This is a genomic window from Mycobacterium sp. 5-140-3-2 (assembly GCF_035666375.1).
GTDB classification, from domain to species: domain Bacteria; phylum Actinomycetota; class Actinomycetes; order Mycobacteriales; family Mycobacteriaceae; genus Mycobacterium; species Mycobacterium intracellulare.
In genome coordinates, this window is sequence record NZ_CP142025.1 from 1,614,317 (window position 1) to 1,633,562 (window position 19,246).

Annotated in this window: 17 protein-coding genes; 13 read left to right on the forward strand and 4 right to left on the reverse strand. The window is 68.2% G+C overall.

All coding sequences use genetic code 11. The features are described 5' to 3' along the window. The first annotated feature begins 45 nt into the window (after positions 1–45). Both obgE and proB read left to right on the forward strand, forming a co-directional pair. On the forward strand, positions 46–1,545 hold the full coding sequence (obgE, locus tag P6281_RS07790; RefSeq protein ID WP_014384173.1) for a GTPase ObgE: 1,500 nt from the start codon (positions 46–48) through the stop codon (positions 1,543–1,545). Continuing rightward, positions 1,542–2,645: a glutamate 5-kinase gene (proB, locus tag P6281_RS07795; RefSeq protein WP_014384174.1), complete on the forward strand. Its 1,104-nt coding sequence runs from the start codon at positions 1,542–1,544 to the stop codon at positions 2,643–2,645. Before obgE ends, proB begins: the two co-directional genes overlap by 4 nt. 30 nt (positions 2,646–2,675) lie before the next feature. On the opposite strand, the gene P6281_RS07800 is transcribed toward proB, so the two are convergent. Next, positions 2,676–3,326, reverse strand: a complete 651-nt coding sequence (locus tag P6281_RS07800; protein WP_014384175.1) for a TetR/AcrR family transcriptional regulator — start codon at positions 3,324–3,326, stop codon at positions 2,676–2,678. A gap of 103 nt (positions 3,327–3,429) precedes the next feature. Between P6281_RS07800 and P6281_RS07805 the strand changes: the two genes are divergently transcribed. Further along, the gene (locus tag P6281_RS07805; RefSeq protein WP_014384176.1) at positions 3,430–4,707 is read left to right on the forward strand and encodes a cytochrome P450; all 1,278 of its coding nucleotides are present in this window, start codon (positions 3,430–3,432) and stop codon (positions 4,705–4,707) included. On the opposite strand, the gene P6281_RS07810 is transcribed toward P6281_RS07805, so the two are convergent. Together P6281_RS07810 and P6281_RS07815 are read right to left on the reverse strand one after the other, a co-directional pair. Next, positions 4,704–5,552 carry an NAD-dependent protein deacetylase gene (locus P6281_RS07810; protein WP_014379682.1) on the reverse strand — a complete coding sequence of 283 codons (849 nt, stop codon included), beginning with the start codon at positions 5,550–5,552 and terminating at the stop codon, positions 4,704–4,706. The genes P6281_RS07805 and P6281_RS07810 overlap by 4 nt on opposite strands. Before the next feature lie 16 nt (positions 5,553–5,568). Next, positions 5,569–6,114 carry a cysteine hydrolase family protein gene (locus tag P6281_RS07815; RefSeq protein ID WP_008255223.1) on the reverse strand — a complete coding sequence of 182 codons (546 nt, stop codon included), beginning with the start codon at positions 6,112–6,114 and terminating at the stop codon, positions 5,569–5,571. 59 nt (positions 6,115–6,173) lie between these two features. Between P6281_RS07815 and P6281_RS07820 the strand changes: the two genes are divergently transcribed. After that, positions 6,174–8,216 (forward strand): NAD(+) synthase, encoded by a 2,043-nt coding sequence (locus tag P6281_RS07820; protein ID WP_014382185.1) that lies wholly within the window; start codon positions 6,174–6,176, stop codon positions 8,214–8,216. Between the two features lie 25 nt (positions 8,217–8,241). On the opposite strand, the gene P6281_RS07825 is transcribed toward P6281_RS07820, so the two are convergent. Then, positions 8,242–9,120, reverse strand: coding sequence for a ribokinase (locus P6281_RS07825; RefSeq protein ID WP_324738693.1), 879 nt, complete (start codon positions 9,118–9,120; stop codon positions 8,242–8,244). A 154-nt stretch (positions 9,121–9,274) separates the two neighbouring features. On the opposite strand from P6281_RS07825, the gene P6281_RS07830 reads away from it, so the two are divergent. The 9 genes from P6281_RS07830 to octT all read left to right on the forward strand — a co-directional run bounded on the left by P6281_RS07830 (position 9,275) and on the right by octT (position 19,244). Further along, positions 9,275–11,464 carry an adenylate/guanylate cyclase domain-containing protein gene (locus tag P6281_RS07830; RefSeq protein WP_008255227.1) on the forward strand — a complete coding sequence of 730 codons (2,190 nt, stop codon included), beginning with the start codon at positions 9,275–9,277 and terminating at the stop codon, positions 11,462–11,464. Further along, positions 11,464–12,867, forward strand: coding sequence for a mechanosensitive ion channel domain-containing protein (locus tag P6281_RS07835; protein ID WP_009953582.1), 1,404 nt, complete (start codon positions 11,464–11,466; stop codon positions 12,865–12,867). The genes P6281_RS07830 and P6281_RS07835 overlap by 1 nt, the downstream gene beginning before the upstream one ends. Positions 12,868–12,913: 46 nt before the next feature. Then, positions 12,914–14,197, forward strand: coding sequence for a glutamate-5-semialdehyde dehydrogenase (locus tag P6281_RS07840; protein ID WP_026071540.1), 1,284 nt, complete (start codon positions 12,914–12,916; stop codon positions 14,195–14,197). Positions 14,198–14,233: 36 nt separating this feature from the next. Beyond that, positions 14,234–15,109 (forward strand): AAA family ATPase, encoded by an 876-nt coding sequence (locus tag P6281_RS07845; RefSeq protein ID WP_008255233.1) that lies wholly within the window; start codon positions 14,234–14,236, stop codon positions 15,107–15,109. A gap of 10 nt (positions 15,110–15,119) precedes the next feature. Beyond that, positions 15,120–16,568 (forward strand): vWA domain-containing protein, encoded by a 1,449-nt coding sequence (locus P6281_RS07850; protein WP_009953585.1) that lies wholly within the window; start codon positions 15,120–15,122, stop codon positions 16,566–16,568. 253 nt (positions 16,569–16,821) lie between these two features. Further along, positions 16,822–17,454, forward strand: a complete 633-nt coding sequence (gene nadD, locus P6281_RS07855; RefSeq protein WP_014382188.1) for a nicotinate-nucleotide adenylyltransferase — start codon at positions 16,822–16,824, stop codon at positions 17,452–17,454. Then, positions 17,451–17,846: a ribosome silencing factor gene (gene rsfS, locus P6281_RS07860; protein WP_008255239.1), complete on the forward strand. Its 396-nt coding sequence runs from the start codon at positions 17,451–17,453 to the stop codon at positions 17,844–17,846. The genes nadD and rsfS overlap by 4 nt, the downstream gene beginning before the upstream one ends. Then, positions 17,843–18,517, forward strand: a complete 675-nt coding sequence (gpgP, locus tag P6281_RS07865) for a glucosyl-3-phosphoglycerate phosphatase (protein WP_008255240.1) — start codon at positions 17,843–17,845, stop codon at positions 18,515–18,517. Before rsfS ends, gpgP begins: the two co-directional genes overlap by 4 nt. Next, complete coding sequence (gene octT, locus P6281_RS07870; RefSeq protein WP_008255242.1) at positions 18,507–19,244, forward strand: diglucosylglycerate octanoyltransferase; 738 nt, start codon at positions 18,507–18,509, stop codon at positions 19,242–19,244. The genes gpgP and octT overlap by 11 nt, the downstream gene beginning before the upstream one ends. Positions 19,245–19,246: the final 2 nt, after the last annotated feature.

The window sequence follows — 19,246 nt, forward strand, 5'->3', positions numbered from 1 at the left end:
CAGTAGCCGCACGTTCGGCGAGCGAGACGGGTGAGAGGACCCACGATGCCTCGGTTCGTCGACCGCGTCGTCATCCATGCGCGCGCCGGTTCCGGGGGCAACGGCTGCGCCTCGGTCCATCGCGAGAAGTTCAAGCCACTCGGCGGCCCCGACGGCGGCAACGGCGGCCGCGGCGGCAGCATCGTCTTCGTCGTCGATCCCCAGGTCCACACCCTGCTCGACTTCCATTTCCATCCCCACGTCACCGCGCCGTCGGGCAAGCAGGGGATGGGCAGCAACCGCGACGGCGCCGCCGGCGCCGACCTGGAAGTCAAAGTCCCCGACGGAACCATCGTCCTCGACGACAACGGCCGGCTGCTGGCCGACCTGGTGGGCGCGGGCACCCGCTTCGAAGCCGCCGCCGGTGGTCGCGGCGGCCTGGGCAACGCCGCGCTCGCCTCCCGCGCGCGCAAGGCTCCCGGTTTTGCGCTGCTGGGTGAGCAGGGCGAGACCCGCGACCTGACGCTGGAACTCAAGACCGTCGCCGACGCCGGCCTGATCGGCTTCCCGTCGGCCGGCAAGTCGTCGCTGGTGTCCACCATCTCGGCGGCCAAACCCAAGATCGCCGACTACCCCTTCACCACGCTGGTCCCCAACCTCGGCGTCGTGTCGGCCGGCGAGCACACCTTCACCGTCGCCGACGTTCCCGGCCTGATCCCCGGCGCCTCGCAGGGCCGCGGCCTGGGCCTGGACTTCCTCCGGCACATCGAGCGATGCGCCGTGCTGGTGCACGTCGTCGACTGCGCCACCGCCGAGCCCGGCCGCGACCCGATCTCCGATATCGACGCGCTCGAGGCCGAACTCGCCGCGTATACGCCCACCCTGCGGGGGGACGCGACGCTGGGCGATCTCGCCGACCGGCCCCGCGCGGTGGTGCTCAACAAGATCGACGTCCCCGAGGCGCGCGAGCTCGCCGAATTCGTTTACGACGAGATCGCCGAGCGCGGATGGCCGGTGTTCTTGGTGTCGACCGTCGCGCGAGAAGGTCTGCAGCCATTGATCTTTGGGCTGTGGACGATGATCTCGGAATACAAGGCCGCCCAACCCGAGATCGTGCCGCGCCGCCCGGTGATCCGTCCGATCCCCGTCGACGACAGCGGCTTTCGCGTCGAGCCGGATCCGCAGCAGCCGGGCGCCTTCGTGGTCAGCGGCGCGCGGCCCGAACGCTGGGTGCGTCAGACCAACTTCGACAACGACGAGGCCGTGGGGTATCTCGGCGACCGCCTGGCGCGCCTCGGAGTCGAGGAGGAACTGCTGCGGCTGGGTGCGCGCGCGGGGTGCGAAGTGACCATCGGCGACATGACGTTCGATTGGGAGCCGCAAACGCCTGCGGGACAGCAGGTTACGTTGTCGGGCAGGGGAACCGACGCGCGGCTCGAGCGCAGCGAGCGGGTCGGGGCCGCGGAGCGCAAGGCCGCCCGGCGGCAGCGCCGCACCGGCGACGATGCAGAGCGCAGCGATGCGGAGGGGCGGCGCAGAACCAGAGGCGGCGGTGAGGAGTCATGACCCCGCAGCGCGACGCCATCCGGAACGCGCGCAGCCTGGTGGTCAAGGTGGGCACCAACGCGTTGACCACCGAAGCCGGCGTATTCGACGCCGGCCGGCTGGCCGGTCTCGCCGACGCGATCGAGACGCGGATGAAGGCGGGCACCGACGTCGTCATCGTGTCCTCGGGTGCCATCGCCGCCGGCATCGAACCTCTCGGATTGTCCCGTCGCCCACGGGATTTGGCGACGAAGCAGGCCGCGGCCAGCGTCGGTCAGGTCGCGCTGGTGAATTCGTGGAGTGCCGCGTTTGCCCGGTACGGCCGCACGGTCGGGCAGGTGCTGCTGAGCGCGCACGACATTTCGATGCGCGCCCAGCACACCAACGCTCAGCGCACCCTGGATCGGCTGCGGGCCCTGCATGCGGTGGCCATCGTCAACGAGAACGACACGGTGGCCACCAACGAGATCCGGTTCGGCGACAACGACCGGCTTTCGGCGCTGGTGGCGCACCTGGTCGGCGCCGAGGCGCTGGTGTTGTTGTCCGACATCGACGGGCTGTACGACTCCGATCCACGCAAAACCGAAGGCGCCCGGTTCATCCCGGAGGTATCGGGTTCGGCGGATCTGGTCGGTGTGATCGCCGGGCCCGGCAGTGATTTGGGCACCGGCGGCATGACCTCGAAGATGTCGTCGGCGCTGCTGGCCGCCGACGCCGGCGTCCCGGTGCTGCTGGCCGCGGCGTCCGATGCCTCGACCGCGCTCACCGACGCGTCGGTCGGCACTGTGTTCGCCGCGCGGCCGGCCCGGATGTCGGCGCGGCGGTTCTGGGTGCGTTACGCCGCCGAGGCCGCCGGCGCGCTGACCCTCGACGAGGGGGCGGTGCGCGCGGTCGTCGGGCAGCGCCGCTCGCTGCTGCCCGCGGGGATCACCGCGGTGTCCGGCCGGTTCTTCGGCGGCGACGTCGTCGAATTGCGCGGGCCGGACGCGGCGATGGTGGCCCGTGGCGTGGTCGCCTACGACGCGACGGAACTGCTCACCATGATGGGCCGCTCCACCAGCGAGCTGCCCGGCGAGCTGCGCCGGCCCGCGGTGCACGCCGACGATCTGGTGGCGGTGTAGCAGAGCCCGGCGCGGTCCGGACCGACGCGATCAATGCTCCGAGGCGGGCTTGAGATACAGTGCGCCCCAGACGATCTCGGCCAGGGTGGTGGCCAGCTCGGCGTCGTAGTCGGGCGGCTGCGCCGGCAGGTTCTGCTGGCAGGCGCGCTCGACCATCCAGGTCAGCGCGCTGGCCGTGGTGAGCGCCGCCAGCTCGGGGCGGATCGAGCCGTCGGCCTGGCCCTCTTCGATGACCCGGGTGAGCTGTTCGGAGATGCCGGTCAGCAGTTCGCGATACGCCTCCCCGGTCAGTGGGTCATAGGCGGCCATCTCGTTGAGCGCGACCAGCACCGCTTGGTGCCGTCGATAGATGGCGATGATGCTGCTCATCGCCGCGCGCACGTCGTCGGGGTCGTGCCGCCCGGCCACCGTCCACCAGCGCCGCGCGCCGTCGGCCAGGTCGCCGAACACCTGGCCCGCGAGCCGGCGAAGCAGATGGCCCTTGTCCTCGAAGTAGATGTAGAAGCTGGCGCGGGAGATGCCCGCCTCGCCGGAGAGCCGATCCACGCTGAGCTCGGTGAAGCTCGCGCCGTCGCGCATCAGCCGTTCGGTGGCGTCGAGCAGCCGGCGCTCCATTTGCTCGCGCCGCTGCTCGCGCCCCACGCTTCGATGGCCTGGCGGCTTGCGGGTGAGCGACGGCATGCGCCGAGCATAGCCGAGCTTTCGACATCTTGACTAGACATACTGTCTAGGCATATCGTCGCGTGGAGTTTGTGACCGGCGTCATACAGGAGGGGACAGCGCCATGGCCGTGATGACGGGTACACCCGGGGCCGAGAAGTCCGGCCGCGCCTACGACGAGATCGACCTGTCCTCGCGGGCGTTTTGGTCCACGACGGCGGCGGATCGCGAACGCTCCTTCGCCGTGCTGCGCGCCGAGCGCCCGGTCAGTTGGCATCCTCCGGTCGAAGACTCGCTGATGCCCGATCCCACCGATCCCGGCTTCTGGGCGGTCACCCGGCGCGCCGACATCGTCGCGGTCAGCCGCAACAACGACGCCTTCCTGTCCGGCCAGGGGGTGATGTTCGAGAGCATTCCCGTCGAGCTGCTCGAGGCGTCGCAGTCGTTCTTGGCGATGGATCCGCCGCGGCACACCAAGTTGCGCAAGCTGGCCCACGCCGCGCTGAGCCCGCGGCAGGTGCGCCGCATCGAAGACTCGATCAAGGCCAACGCCAAGACCATCGTCGAAGAACTGCGGACCGCCGGCAGCGGTGCGGATTTCGTCGACCACTGCGCCAAGGAGCTGCCCATCCGGACCCTCTCGGACATGACGGGAATCCCGGAATCCGAGCGCGAGCGCATGGCGCACGCCACCGACGCCCTGGTCTCCTGGGCCGACCCGGAATTCCTCAACGGACGTCCGGCGATGGAAGTCCTGGTCGAGAACCAGCTGTACCTTCACCAGGTCGTCGGCACCCTGGCCACGGAACGCCGCGAGCGCCCGGGCGACGACCTCATCAGCAGCCTGGTCACCGCCGAAGTCGATGGGGACCGCCTGGAAGACGCGGAGGTGGCCGCGTTCTTCGTGCTGCTCTCGGTGGCGGGCAACGACACCACCCGCCAGACCATCAGCCACACCCTGAAGGCGCTCACCGATTTTCCCGACGAAAAGGCTTGGCTTCTCCATGATTTCGACAACCGGATCGGTACCGCCGTCGAGGAGTTCATCCGGTGGGCGACCCCGGTCATGACCTTCCGCCGCACGGCGGCAACGGATATCGAGCTGGGCGGTCAGACCATTCTGGCGGGGGAGAAGGTGGTGATGTTCTACCCGTCCGGCAACTGGGACACCGACGCGTTCGACCATCCCGAACGCCTGAACCTGGCGCGCGACCCCAATCCGCACGTCGGTTTCGGCGGTGGCGGGCTGCACTTCTGCCTCGGGGCGCACGTCGCCCGCGCGCAGCTGCGCGCCATCTTTCACGAGCTGTTTCGTCAGCTGCCCGGCATCCAGGCGGGCGAGCCGACGTACCTGGCGGGCAACTTCGTGCACGCCGTGCGCAGCATGCCGTGCACCTTCTAATGCGTTGTCAGCGGCGATAACTCGTCGGCGAGCAGCGCGAGCAGTTCGGAGCAGCCGCCGTCGACCTTCACCGTGGCCAGGTCGTCGCCGCGGGTGCTGCCGCGGTTGATGATGGCGACCGGGATGCCCAGGGCGGCCGCGTGCCGCACGAATCGATAACCGGAGAACACCGTCAGCGACGACCCCGCGACCAGCAGCGCGTCGGCCTCGTCGACCATCCTATAGGCTGCTGCCACAACGTCTTTGGGAACGCTGTCGCCGAAATAGACGATGTCGGGTTTGAGCATGCCGGCGCAGCGCACGCAGTCGAGATAGCGGAACGACGCGGTATCGGCGACGACGGCGTCGGCGTCGGGAGCCACCGCCAGCCCGCCGATCGCCTCGGCGCGCTCGATGAATCCGGGGTTGAGCGCCTCCAGCTGCTCGGCCAGCGCCGCGCGGCTCACGGTGTGGCCGCAGCTCAGGCAGATCACCCGCGCGTAGGTGCCGTGCAGGTCGATGACGTTGCGGCTGCCGGCCTTGGTGTGCAGCAGGTCGACGTTCTGGGTGATGACGCCGGTGACCACCGACGCGTCCTCGAGCGCCGCCAGCGCCCGATGTCCCGCGTTGGGCAGCGTGTCGGCCATGTGCCGCCAACCGACGTGGTTGCGCGCCCAGTACCGCTGCCGAAACGCCGCGTCACCGGTGAACTGCTGGATGGTCATGGGGTTGCTGGGCGGGGAATCGGGCCCGCGGTAGTCGGGGATGCCGGAATCGGTCGATACGCCCGCGCCCGTCAGCACCGCGATCCGGCGCCCGGCCAGCAGCGTGACCAACTCGGGGGATTCTGCGCGGGAGACGGTCACCTGCCCAGGGTACGGATCAGGCCGGGTCCAGGCAGTCCGCCGCGGTCGTGAGCTCGGCGGACATGTTCTGCTCCATCATCTTGCAGGCCGCCGCGCCCAGGTCGGCGTCGATGTGGGCGACCGCATCGGTCGGGATCACGACGGGGAAGTGCCGCACGTACGCGTCCAGGGCCGTGTACAGGATGCATTGCTCGGTGACCTGGCCGGTGATGATCAACCGCTTGGTGTCCAGCCGGCTCAGCAGGTACGCCAGCGCGGTCGAATAAAAGGCGCTGTGGCGGACCTTGGTCATCAGCCGGCTGCCTTCGGCGGGCGCGATCGGCTTCACCAGATCGGGCCGCGCGCCGTCGAGCGCCGAGCGGACGATCCCGGAGAACTCGGCGGTGAAATCGCCGTAATTGTCGTTGACATAGATCAGGTCGACCTCGTCGGACGTGCGTGCCCGCCGGACCAAATCGGTCAAAGGCTCGATGATCTTCTCGACATTGGGTATTAGATCGTCAGCGTCGGGATGTTGATAGGTATTCATCATGTCGACGACCAGGACCGCAGTGTCGCTCATGGCGTTGGGGATACCCGGCGGCGAGGAGTTGACACCCCCGAGGCGACAATGGAAGGGCGATGGACTTTTACAACGCTTACAGCCAGGGCTTTGCCCGCGTCGCCGCGTGCACGCATCACACCGTCATCGGTGACCCCGCGGCGAACGCCGAGGCGGTCCTGCGGATGGCCCGGGAGTGCCACGACGACGGCGTAGCGCTGGCCGTTTTCCCGGAGCTGACGCTGTCCGGTTACTCCATTGAAGACATCGTCCTGCAGGACCTGTTGCTCGACGACGTCGACAGGGCCGTCGCGGACATCGTCGCGGCCTCCGCCGAGTTGTTGCCGGTCCTGGTGGTCGGCGCGCCCGTCCGCCACCGGCACCGCATCTACAACGCCGCCGTGGTCATCCACCGCGGCGAGGTGCTCGGCGTGGCGCCGAAGTCGTACCTGCCCACCTATCGGGAGTTCTACGAGCGCCGCCAGATCGCGCCCGGCGACGACGAGCGCGGCACCATCCGGCTCGCGGGGGTCGAGGCGCCGTTCGGTCCCGATCTGCTGTTCGCCGCCTCCGACGTGCCCGGCCTCGTGCTGCACGTGGAGATCTGCGAGGACATGTTCGTGCCGATTCCGCCCAGCGCCGAGGCCGCGCTCGCGGGTGCGACGGTGCTGGCCAACCTTTCCGGTAGCCCGATCACCATCGGCCGCGCCGAGGACCGCTGCCTGCTGGCTCGTTCGGCCTCCTCTCGTTGCCTGGCCGCCTACGTGTATTCGGCTGCGGGCGCGGGCGAATCGACGACCGATCTGGCCTGGGACGGGCAGACCATGGTGTTCGAAAACGGTGTCCTGCTGGCCATGTCCGAGCGCTTTCCGATGGGGGAGCGGCGCAGCGTCGCCGACGTCGACCTCGAATTGCTTCGCTCGGAACGGCTCCGGATGGGCACGTTCGACGACAACCGGCGCCACCACCGGACGACGGCGGAGTCGTTCCGGCGCATCGAGTTCCGGCTTGACCCGCCTGGCGGCGACATCGGGCTGTGGCGTGAGATCGAGCGGTTCCCCTTCGTGCCCGCCGACCCGCAACGGCTGGAACAGGATTGCTTCGAGGGCTACAACATCCAGGTAGCCGGCCTCGAACAGCGTTTGCGCGCGCTGGATTTCCCGAAGATCGTCATCGGGATATCCGGTGGGCTGGACTCGACGCACGCGTTGATCGTCGCCGCGCGGGCGATGGACCGCGAACAACGCCCGCGCAGCGACATTCTGGCGTTCACCCTGCCGGGCTTCGCCACCGGGGACCGCACCAAGCGCAACGCGATCGAGCTGTGCCGCGCCCTGGGTGTGACGTTCGCCGAGATCGACATTCGCGAGACCGCGCAGCTGATGCTCAAGGAGATCGATCACCCGTTCTCGCGCGGTGAGAAGGTTTACGACGTCACCTTCGAGAACGTCCAGGCCGGCTTGCGCACCGACTACCTGTTCCGGCTGGCCAACCAGCGCGGTGGCATCGTGCTGGGCACCGGCGACCTGTCCGAGCTGGGCCTGGGCTGGTCGACTTACGGTGTCGGCGACCAGATGTCGCACTACAACGTCAACGGCGGCGTGCCCAAGACGCTGATCCAGCACCTGATCCGCTGGGTGATTTCCTCGCAGCAGTTCGAGTCGAAGGTCAGCGAGGTGCTGCAGTCCGTGCTCGACACCGAGATCACGCCTGAGCTGGTTCCCAGCGGCGAAGAGGAAGAGCTGCAAAGCAGCGAGGCGAAAGTCGGCCCGTTTGCGCTGCAAGACTTTTCACTGTTCCACGTGCTGCGGTATGGATTCCGGCCGTCAAAGATCGCGTTTCTGGCCTGGCATGCGTGGAGCGATCCCGAGCAAGGCAACTGGCCGCCGGGATTTCCCGAAGACAAGCGTCCGTCGTACTCGCTCAAGGAAATCCGGCACTGGCTGCAGGTATTCGTGCAGCGGTTCTACTCGTTCAGCCAGTTCAAGCGTTCGGCATTGCCCAACGGGCCCAAGGTGTCGCACGGCGGCGCGCTGTCGCCGCGGGGTGACTGGCGCGCCCCCTCGGACATGTCCGCGCGCATCTGGCTCGACGAGATCGAACGCGAAATCCCCGAGGACTAGGGCGCGGCCGCCGCGGGCAAAGCGGCTAGGACGCGTTCTGAAGCGCCGTGTCGATCGCCTCGGCGTCCGGTGCGCAATCACCGGCGCCGGGAACCAGCGTCGCCAGCGCGCCGGCCGCGCAGGCGCGGCGTAGCGCGAGTCGCCGCTCACCCGCCGAGCCGGGATTGGGCGGCCAGTTCGCGGCCAGCACACCGGCGAACACGTCGCCGGCGCCGGTGGTGTCCACCGCGTCCACCGCGGGGGAGGGCACCGAGTACTCGCCGTCGGCGCCGGCGTAGCGCGCGCCGCGCGAACCCAGGGTGACCACCAGGTGTGCTGGGCGCCAAGGCCATTCGTTGGCCTCCTCTTCGTTGGTGATCACCACGTCGGCGGCGGCCGCCAGCTCGCCCAGCGAAGCGGGATCCTGGCCGGCCGGTGAGGCGTTCACGACGACGACCGCTCCGGCCGACCGGGCGTGTTGCGCCGCCGCGATCGCCGTGTCGACCGGAATCTCCAGCTGGGTCAACAGCACATCGCAGTCGGCGACCACGCCGCGCGCGCGGTCATCGGTCAGCGTGAACCGCCCGTTGGCTCCCGGCGCCACGACGATGGTGTTCTCGGCGTTGGCATCGACGACGACGACGGCGGTGCCGCTGGGCCCGGGGATTTCCACGGCCCCGTCGAGCCCGACACCGTTGGCCCGCAGGTGGGCGCGCAACTGCTCGGCGGCCGGGTCGTCGCCGACGGCCCCGACGAACTGCACGCGCGCGCCCGCGCGCGCGGCTGCCACCGCCTGGTTGCCGCCCTTGCCGCCGGGGGCTTGTGTCATCGACGACGCCAACACCGTTTCGCCGGGCCGCGGGAGGGCGCCGACGCCCAGCGACAGATCGATGTTCACGCTGCCCACTACGCATACCCCTGCCATGGGGCCCGACGTTAGTAGCGTCGCGATGGCGATGCACACGTGGGGCACCGGCGCTTTGACGCCCAATCGCGTCACGGCAAACGCATCAATATCTCGGCGTGCGCGCGCTAGTCTGCTGCGTGAGGAGCTGGATCCCGAGAAAAGGGGCAGGCAATTGACGACCAGCGAGCTAACCGATGCCGCACCCCGCATCGAACCCGGCCCGGCTCACCAGCCCGTCACGCGTACGCGCCAGCCGCGCAGCCGTTTCCGGTTCGGCATCCAATCCAAAATCCTGATCACCATGCTGCTCTCGAGCATTTTGGGCGTCGCGGTGATCGGTCTCATCGGAGCCGTGTCCGGCCGCACCGCATTGCGGGAAGTCGAATCCGAACGGCTCATCGAGATGCGCGAGTCCCAGAAGCGGGCAGTGCAGGCGTTGTTCAGGGAGCTGACGAGTTCGCTGATCGTGCAAAGTGGCGGTTTCGGCATCAACGAAGCGACGGCGAACCTCAGCACCGCCTTCGCCCAACTGGCCAACGCGAACATCACGCCGGCCGAAGAACAGACCCTGGTCAATTACTACGAAAACGACATGATCAAACCGATCAAACGGATCACCGGTAACGCGATCGATCTCAAGGCGGTGCTGCCGAGTTCCAACGCGCAGAAATACCTTCAGGCGCACTACACCGCGGCGCCCAGGCCGACGGCCGACTCGCCGCCCGCCGAGGACGCCGGCGACGGCAGCGCGTGGTCGGCCGCCAACGCCCGCTTCGACTTTTTCCTGCGCGGCATCGTCACGCGTTTCGATTACCGGGATGCGCTCCTGCTGGACATGCAGGGCAACGTCGTCTACAGCGTCATGAAGGGTCCGGATCTGGGGACCAACATTCTCACCGGTCCCTATCGCGGATCCAACCTGCGTGGCGCCTACCAAAAAGCCGTGGCGTCCAACGATGTCGACTTCGTCTGGATCACCGACTTTCAGCAGTATCAGCCGCAACTGGACACCCCCACCGCGTGGGTGGTGTCGCCGGTCGGCATGAACGGCAAATTCGAAGGGGTCATGGCCCTGCCGGTGCCGATCGGGAAGATCAACACGATCATGACCGCCAACAAGCATTGGGAAGCCGCGGGGATGGGTCCGGCCACCGAGACCTACCTGGCCGGCCCCGACGACCTGATGCGTTCCGACTCAAGGGTATTCATCGAAGACCCGAAACAATACCGGCACGAGGCCATCGAGGCCGGCACCCCGCCCGACGTCGTGGACCGGGCCCTGCGGCTGGGGGGCACCACGTTGGTCCAGCCGGTGCCGACCGCGGGTCTTCGCGCCGCGCAGCGCGGGGAAACCGGCGTCATGAGCGCCACCGACTACACGGGCAATCGAGAGTTGGAAGCCTACGCGCCGCTGGACATCCCCAACTCCGATCTGCACTGGTCGATCCTGGCGACCCGCGACAACTCCGACGCTTTTGCGCGGCTGGGCCGGTTCAGCAAGAACCTCGTGATCGCAGTCACGGCAATGATTTTCGCCATCTGTGTGGCCTCGATGTTCGTCGCCCAGGCGGCGGTGCGCCCGGTCCGGCGCCTCGAGGAGGGAACCCGAAAGATCAGCTCCGGCGACTACGACATCAACATCCCGGTGCGCACCCGCGACGAAATCGGCGATCTCACGGCGGCTTTCAACGAGATGAGCCGCAACCTCGCGATCAAGGAGGAGCTGCTCAACGAGCAGCGCCGCGAGAACGATCGCCTGATGCTGGCCCTGATGCCCGAGTCGGTGCTGCAGCGTTATCGCGAGGGCGAGGAGACCATCGCCCAAAAACATCAGGACGTCGCCATCATCTACGCCGACATCGTCGGCCTCGACGAAATGTTCACCGAGATGCCGGAAGACGAATTGGTGGGCACCGTCGACGAACTTTTCCGGCAGTTCGATTCGGCCGCAGAATCCCTTGGTGTCGAACGGATCCGCACGTTCCACAACGGTTATCTCGCCAGCTGTGGGGTCGTCACCCCGCGACTGGACAGCATCCACCGTGCCGTGGACTTCGCCCTCGAAATCGGCCGCATCATCGATCGGTTCAACAGCCAAAGCCGCCATCAGCTGGGCCTTCGCGTCGGCGTCAACACCGGCAACGTGGTCAGCGGATTGGTGGGCCGCTCCGGCCTGGTCTACGACATGTGGGGCGGCGCGGTGAGTCTGGCCTACCAAATGCACAGCGGCGCACCGCAGGCCGGCATTTATGTCAGCTCGCAGGTGTACGAAGCGATGCGCGATGTCCGGCAGTTCACTGCGGCGGGCACGATTTCGGTCGGCGGGACCGATCAGGCCATCTACCGGTTGCTGGAGCGGTGATGAACATCTTCGGCTCGTCATGGTTCTACTGGGCGGTCGGTATCGCGATCGGATTGCCGGTCGGGATGATCCTGCTGACCGAACTACACGATGCGCTGCTGCGCAGGCAAAGCCCCCTGGCCCGGCAGGTCGGATTGCTGCGCAACTACCTGCTGCCGCTCGCCGCGCTGTTGTTGCTCCTGGTTCAGGCCTCGGGGATTCCGGCCGGCGACATCCCGGTGCGCATCCTCACCACCGTGTTCGGCCTGCTGGTGGTGGTGCTGCTGTTGTCCGGGCTCAACGCGACCGTGTTCGAGCGGGCTCCCGAAAAGAGCTGGCGCAAAAGGCTTCCCACCATCTTCATCGACGTGGCCCGCATAGCGCTGATCTGCGTTGGCCTGGCGGTGATGTCGTCGTACATCTGGGGTGTGCGGATCGGCGGGGTGTTCACCGCGTTGGGCGTCACGTCGGTCGTCATCGGTCTGATGCTGCAGAACTCGGTCGGGCAGATCGTCTCGGGCCTGTTCATGCTGTTCGAGCAACCGTTCCGGATCGACGACTGGCTCGACACCGGCACCGCGCGCGGACGCGTCGTCGAGGTGAACTGGCGCGCCGTACACATCGACACCGGCAGCGGAATCCGGATCATGCCGAACGCGGCGCTGGCCACCACGTCGTTCACCAACCTCAGTCGCCCGCCCGGGCCGCACAAAGTGGCGATCACGACGACCTTCTCCGCCGCCGACGCGCCCGACCGGGTGTGCGCGGTGCTGTCGCGGGTGGCCCGGGCGCTGCCACAGCTCAAGCCCGGCAGCGTGCCTCGCTCGGTGCCCGTGGGCGCCGGCGAGTATCGCACGACGATCGGGTTGGACTCACCCGCCGACGCCGGCGCCGCGACGGCCACGTTCCTGCGGTGGGCCTGGTACGCCGCCCGACGGGAGAATCTGCACCTCGACGACGCCGATGACGACTTCTCGACGGTCGAACGCGTGGAGCACGCGCTGCACGAGGTGGTGGCGCCGGCGCTGCGGCTCAGCACCGAAGAACAGCGGTCATTGCGCTCCTCGGCGCGAATCGTCCGATACGGCACCGACGAGCTCGTGGAGGACGCCGGACAGGTGCCCACGGCGATGACGTTCCTGGTGGCCGGCCGGGTGCAGCTCACCGCCACCGCCGACGACGGGACGGTCGTGCCCATCAGCACCCTGTCCGAGGGGGCGTTCCTCGGACTGACGGCGTTGACCCGCCAACCCAACCTGGCCAGCGCGTATGCGGTCGAAGAGGTCACGGCGCTCGAAATCGACCGAGAACACATCGAGCATCTCGTGATGCGCGCACCGGCGCTGCTGCAGAACTTCGGCACCATCCTCGAGGAGCGGCGCAGCAAGGTGCGCACCGCCCGGCGCGGCGAGCGCGTCGGGTAGATCGGCCCGCGTCACCCGGGCTTTTGCGGCCGGATACCCTGGTTCAATGAGTCTGCAGGCACCATTGCGCAGCGGAGCGGCCCAACAGCGGGAGCCTGATTTGCGCCGGGAGGTGCACGACGCCGCCCGCCGCGCCCGCGTCGCCTCCCGTGTGCTGGCATTGTTGCCGACCGTCGCCAAAGACCAAGCGCTGCGCTCGGCGGCCGACGCCGTCACCGCCCACGCGGAATTGATCCTGTCCGCCAACGCCGAAGACGTCGAGGCCGCCCGCGCCGCCGGAACGCCGACCGCGATGCTCGACCGACTGGCCTTGGATACCAAGCGAGTTGAGGGCATCGCGGCGGGCCTGCGTCAGGTCGCCGGGCTCCCCGATCCCGTCGGGGAGGTGTTGCGCGGCTACACGCTGCCGAACGGGCTGCAGCTGCGCCAGCAGCGGGTCCCGCTCGGCGTCGTCGGAATGATCTACGAGGGCCGACCCAACGTGACCGTCGACGCGTTCGGCTTGGCGTTGAAGTCCGGCAACGCCGTGCTGTTACGCGGCAGCTCGTCGGCGACCCGGTCCAACCAGGCGCTGGTGCAGGTGTTGCGGGCGTCGCTGGTCAGCGAGGACCTGCCGGCCGATGCGGTGCAGCTGCTTTCGTCCGACGACCGCGCCACGGTGACGCATCTGATCCAGGCGCGTGGCCTGGTCGACGTGGTGATCCCGCGCGGCGGAGCCAACCTGATCAACGCAGTGGTCCGCGACGCGCAGGTGCCCACGATCGAAACCGGGGTCGGCAATTGTCACGTATACGTCCACGAGGGCGCCGATCTGGACGTCGCGGAGCGGATCCTGCTGAATTCCAAGACGCGTCGGCCGAGCGTCTGCAACGCCGCGGAGACGCTGCTCGTCGACGCCACGATCGCCGAGGAGGCGTTGCCGCGTCTGGTGACCGCCCTGCAAGACGCCGGCGTGACCGTGCATGGGGGCTTTTCCCAGGACGCACACGAGGACGATCTGCGGCGCGAGTACTTGTCGATGGACATCGCGGTGGCGGTGGTCGACGGTATCGACGCCGCGATCGCCCACATCAACGAGTACGGCACCGGCCACACCGAGGCCATCGTGACCACCAATATGGCTGCGGCGCAACGGTTTACCGACGCTATCGACGCCGCGGCGGTGATGGTGAACGCGTCCACGGCGTTCACCGACGGGGAGCAATTCGGTTTCGGAGCCGAAATCGGCATCTCCACCCAGAAATTGCACGCCCGCGGTCCCATGGGGCTGCCCGAACTGACCTCGACCAAATGGATCGCGTGGGGAGACGGACAGACGCGTCCGGCCTGAGATCCCCGTGCAGAAAGCGTTTTAGGAGAACCGATTGTGAGTGTGCCCGCCCGGTCAAAGCCGCTGTTCGAGGACATCGACGACGTCTCGCGGCGGTTGGCCGAGACCGGCTACCTGCCCGACACCGCCACCGCGACGGCCGTGTTCCTGGCCGACCGCCTCGGCAAGCCGTTGTTGGTGGAGGGCCCGGCCGGCGTGGGCAAGACCGAATTGGCCCGCGCCGTGGCCCAGGCCACGGGGTCGGGCCTGGTGCGCCTGCAGTGCTACGAGGGGGTCGACGAGGCCCGCGCGCTCTACGAATGGAACCACGCCAAGCAGATTTTGCGCATCCAGGCCGGCTCCGGGGACTGGGACCAGACCAAGGACGACGTGTTCAGCGAGGAGTTCCTGCTGCAGCGTCCGCTGCTGACCGCCATTCGGCGCACCGAGCCCACGGTGCTGCTCATCGACGAGACCGACAAGGCCGACATCGAGATCGAGGGCCTGCTGCTGGAGGTGTTGTCCGACTTCGCCGTGACCGTGCCCGAACTGGGCACGATCACCGCCGAGCGCACGCCCCTGGTGGTGCTGACCTCCAACGCGACCCGCGAACTGTCCGAGGCGCTCAAGCGTCGCTGCCTGTTCCTGCACATCGACTTTCCCAGCCCCGATTTGGAACGCCGCATCCTGTTGTCCCGCGTTCCCGAGCTGCCCGCACACCTGGCCGAGGAGCTGGTGCGCATCATCGGCGTGCTGCGCGGGATGCAACTCAAGAAGGTGCCGTCCATCGCCGAGACCATCGACTGGGGCCGCACGCTGCTCGCGCTGGGCCTGGACACCATCGACGACGCGGTCGTCGCCGCCACACTGGGCGTGGTGCTCAAGCATCAATCCGACCAACAGCGCGCGGCCGGCGAGCTGCGGCTTAACTAGGAACACCGCCATGGCCGCCCGCCGCATACGCCCCTCCCGGCCGCTCGCCCCGCACGGGCTGCCCGGGCACCTGGTCGGCTTCGTGGAAGCGCTTCGGGCAGCGGGGATTTCGGTCGGCCCGTCGGAGACGGTGGACGCCGGCCGGGTGATGGCCACCCTCGGTCTGGGCAACCGCGAGGTGCTGCGCGAGGGGATCGCGTGCGCGGTGTTGCGCCGGTCGGATCATCGCGAAACGTATGACGCCATGTTCGACCTGTGGTTCCCGGCGGCGCTGGGCGCGCGCGCGGTGGTCGCCGAGGACGAGGCCGACGACACCCCAGACGACAACGCGTTGCCACCCGACGACGTCGAGGCGATGCGCCAGATGCTGCTGGATCTGCTGGCCGACAACCCCGATCTGGCCGACATGGACGAGCGCCTGGTGGCGATGATCGCCCGCATCGTAGAGGCCTACGGGAAATACAGTTCCAGCCGGGGCCCGTCCTTCTCGTCCTACCAGGCGCTCAAGGCGATGGCCCTGGACGAACTCGAGGGCAAGCTGCTGGCCGGGCTGCTCGCCTCCTACGGCGACGAACCCACACCCACACAGGAGGAGATCGCCAAAGCCCTTGCGGCGCAGCGGATCACCCAGCTGCGCAAGATGGTCGACGCTGAGACCAAGCGGCGGACCGCGGAGCAACTGGGCCGCGATCACGTCCAGATGTACGGCATACCCCAGCTTTCCGAGAACGTCGAATTCCTGCGCGCCTCCGGCGAGCAGCTGCGCCAGATGCGCCGGGTGGTCGCGCCGTTGGCGCGGACCCTGGCGACCCGGCTGGCCGCGCGCCGGCGGCGCAGCCGCGCCGGGTCGATCGATCTCCGCAAGACGCTGCGCAAGTCGATGTCCACGGGCGGGGTGCCGATCGACGTGGTGCTGGCCAAGCCGCGCCCCGCCCGGCCCGAACTGGTGGTGCTGTGCGACGTCTCCGGCTCGGTCGCCGGCTTCAGTCACTTCACCCTGCTTCTGGTACACGCTCTGCGCCAACAGTTCTCGCGCGTTCGCGTGTTCGCGTTCATCGACACCACCGACGAAGTGACCCACATGTTCGGGCCCGAGGCCGACCTGGCCGTGGCCATCCAGCGGATCACCCGCGAGTCGGGCGTCTACAGCCGCGACGGCCATTCCGACTACGGCAACGCGTTTGCGTCTTTCGTGCAGGCGTTCCCGAACGTGCTCTCCCCGCGCACCTCGCTGTTGGTGCTGGGGGATGGCCGCACCAACTACCGCAACCCGGAAACCGAGCTGCTGTCGCACATGGTGACCGCCAGCCGGCACGCACACTGGCTGAACCCCGAGCCCAAGCATCTGTGGGGAAGCGGCGACTCGGCGGTGCCGCGCTATCAAGAGGTCATCGCCATGCACGAATGCCGGTCCGCCAAGCAGTTGGCCGCGGTGATCGACCAGCTGCTGCCCGTGTGAGGTCGCTGCTGCCCGTGTGAGGCCACGGCTGCCCGTGGGAGGTCCTGGCCGCACCTCTTGTCACACCAGTCACGGCAGTCTCCGTCCGAGACGACACTGCTTGCGCCCACCTCCGAGCGACAAGCCGGCCCGCCTCCGGTGTTGTCGCTCGGAGGTGGGCACAAGGCATGCGACCCCGAGCGGGGACTGATGGGGCGCATGTGACGACAGCTCGGACAGGCCCTGATCACCGCCTCAAGTAAGCTGGCACATCGTGCAAAAGCAGCTTCGCAGGTTAGGAGTGATGGGTGGGACGTTCGACCCCATCCATTACGGCCACCTGGTTGCCGCCAGTGAGGTCGCCGACCTGTTCGACCTCGACCAAGTCGTGTTCGTGCCCAGCGGCCAGCCCTGGCAGAAGGACCGCGACGTCTCCGCCGCCGAGGACCGCTATCTGATGACGGTGATCGCCACGGCGTCCAATCCCCGGTTCTCGGTGAGCCGGGTCGACATCGACCGCGCCGGCCCCACCTATACCAAGGACACGCTGCGCGACCTGCGCGCGCTGAACCCGGATTCCCAGCTGTTCTTCATCACCGGCGCCGACGCGCTGGAATCCATCCTGTCCTGGCAAGGCTGGGAGGAACTGTTCGACCTGGCCCGCTTCGTCGGCGTCAGCCGCCCCGGCTACGAGTTGAGCCACGACCACATCACCGGCGTCCTGGGCGAGCTCGCCGATGACGCGTTGACGCTCGTCGAGATTCCGGCGCTGGCGATTTCGTCGACCGACTGCCGCCGCCGCGCCGAGGAGCACCGTCCGCTGTGGTACCTGATGCCCGACGGCGTCGTGCAGTACGTCTCCAAGCGGCGGCTCTACAGCAAGCCGGGCGGCGAGGAGCCCAGGTGAGCGCCACGCGGGAAGCCATCGACATGGCGACGGTGGCCGCCGGCGCCGCCGCCGCGAAGCTCGCCGACGACGTCGTCGTCATCGACGTCTCCGCCCAGCTCGCCATCACCGACTGCTTCGTGATCGCCTCGGCGTCCAACGAGCGACAGGTCAACGCCATCGTCGACGAGGTCGAGGAGAAAATGCGCAAGGCGGGCTACAAACCCGCGCGGCGCGAGGGCACCCGCGAAGGCCGCTGGACGCTGCTGGACTATCGCGACATCGTCGTCCACATTCAGCACCAGGACGACCGCGACTTCTATGCCCTGGACCGGTTGTGGAGCGACTGCCCGGTGGTGCCGGTGGACCTGGACGAGCGCGGCGGGGACTCCGAAGACTCGAGCGCGCAATGAAGATTCGTCGGCTGATCATGTTGCGGCACGGGCAAACCGAGTTCAACGCCGGCAGCCGGATGCAGGGCCAGCTGGATTCCGAACTCAGCGAACTCGGACGGGCGCAGGCCATCGCCGCCGCCGAGGTGCTGGGCAAGGTGCAGCCGTTGCTGATCGTGTCGTCGGACCTGCATCGCGCCTACGACACCGCGGTCAGGCTGGGGGAGGTGACCGGCTTGGCGATCCGGGTGGATCAGCGGCTGCGGGAGACGCATCTGGGTGACTGGCAGGGATTGACCCATACCGAGGTCGACGCGCAGGCCCCCGGCGCCCGATTGGCCTGGCGCGAAGACGCCACCTGGGCCCCGCATGGCGGCGAAAGCCGGGTGGACGTCGCGGCGCGCAGCGTGCCGTTGGTCGCCGAACTGGCCGCCGCCGAGCCGGAATGGGGTGATCCCGACGGGCCGGACCGCCCGGTGGTGCTGGTGGCCCACGGCGGGCTGATCGCCGCGCTGTCGGCCGCGTTGTTGAAGCTTCCCGTCGGCAACTGGCCGGTTCTGGGTGGCATGGGCAACGCCAGCTGGGTTCAGCTTTCCGGCCATTCCGGCGACGAGGACGACGAATTCGAGAGCATCCGCTGGCGTCTGGACGTATGGAACGCCTCGGCACAGGTGTCCAACGATGTCCTCTGAACAACGTCCCACACTGCTGATCTTCGCCGACTCGCTGGCCTACTATGGCCCCACCGGCGGCCTACCAGCCGACGATCCCCGCATCTGGCCGAACATCGTTGCCGCCCAATTGGATTGGGATGTGGAACTGATCGGTCGCATCGGCTGGACGTGTCGGGACGTCTGGTGGGCGGCAACCCAGGACCCGCGGGCGTGGGCGGCGCTACCGCGCGCGGGAGCCGTCATCTTCGCCACCGGCGGCATGGATTCGCTGCCGTCGGTGCTGCCCACCGCGCTGCGTGAGCTGATCCGCTACGTGCGACCGCCGTGGCTGCGACGGTGGGTGCGCGACGGCTACGGGTGGCTGCAGCCCAGGCTCTCCCCGGTGGCCAGGCCCGCCCTGCCGCCGCACCTGAGCGCCGACTATCTCGAACAGACTCGTGGGGCAATCGATTTCAACCGCCCCGGGATCCCGATCGTGGCCTCGCTGCCGTCGGTGCACATCGCCGACACCTACGGCCGGGCCCACCACGGTCGGGCGGGGACCGTGGCCGCCATCACCGCGTGGGCGCAAAGCCACGATGTACCGCTGGTCGATCTCAAAGCCGCTGTCGCAGAACACGTGATGAACGGACGGGGAAACCCCGACGGAATCCATTGGAATTTCGAGGCCCACCAGGCGGTCGCGGAGCTGATGCTCAAGGCGCTCGCCGAGGCCGGCATCTCGAACGAGAAACCCCGCGGGTAGCG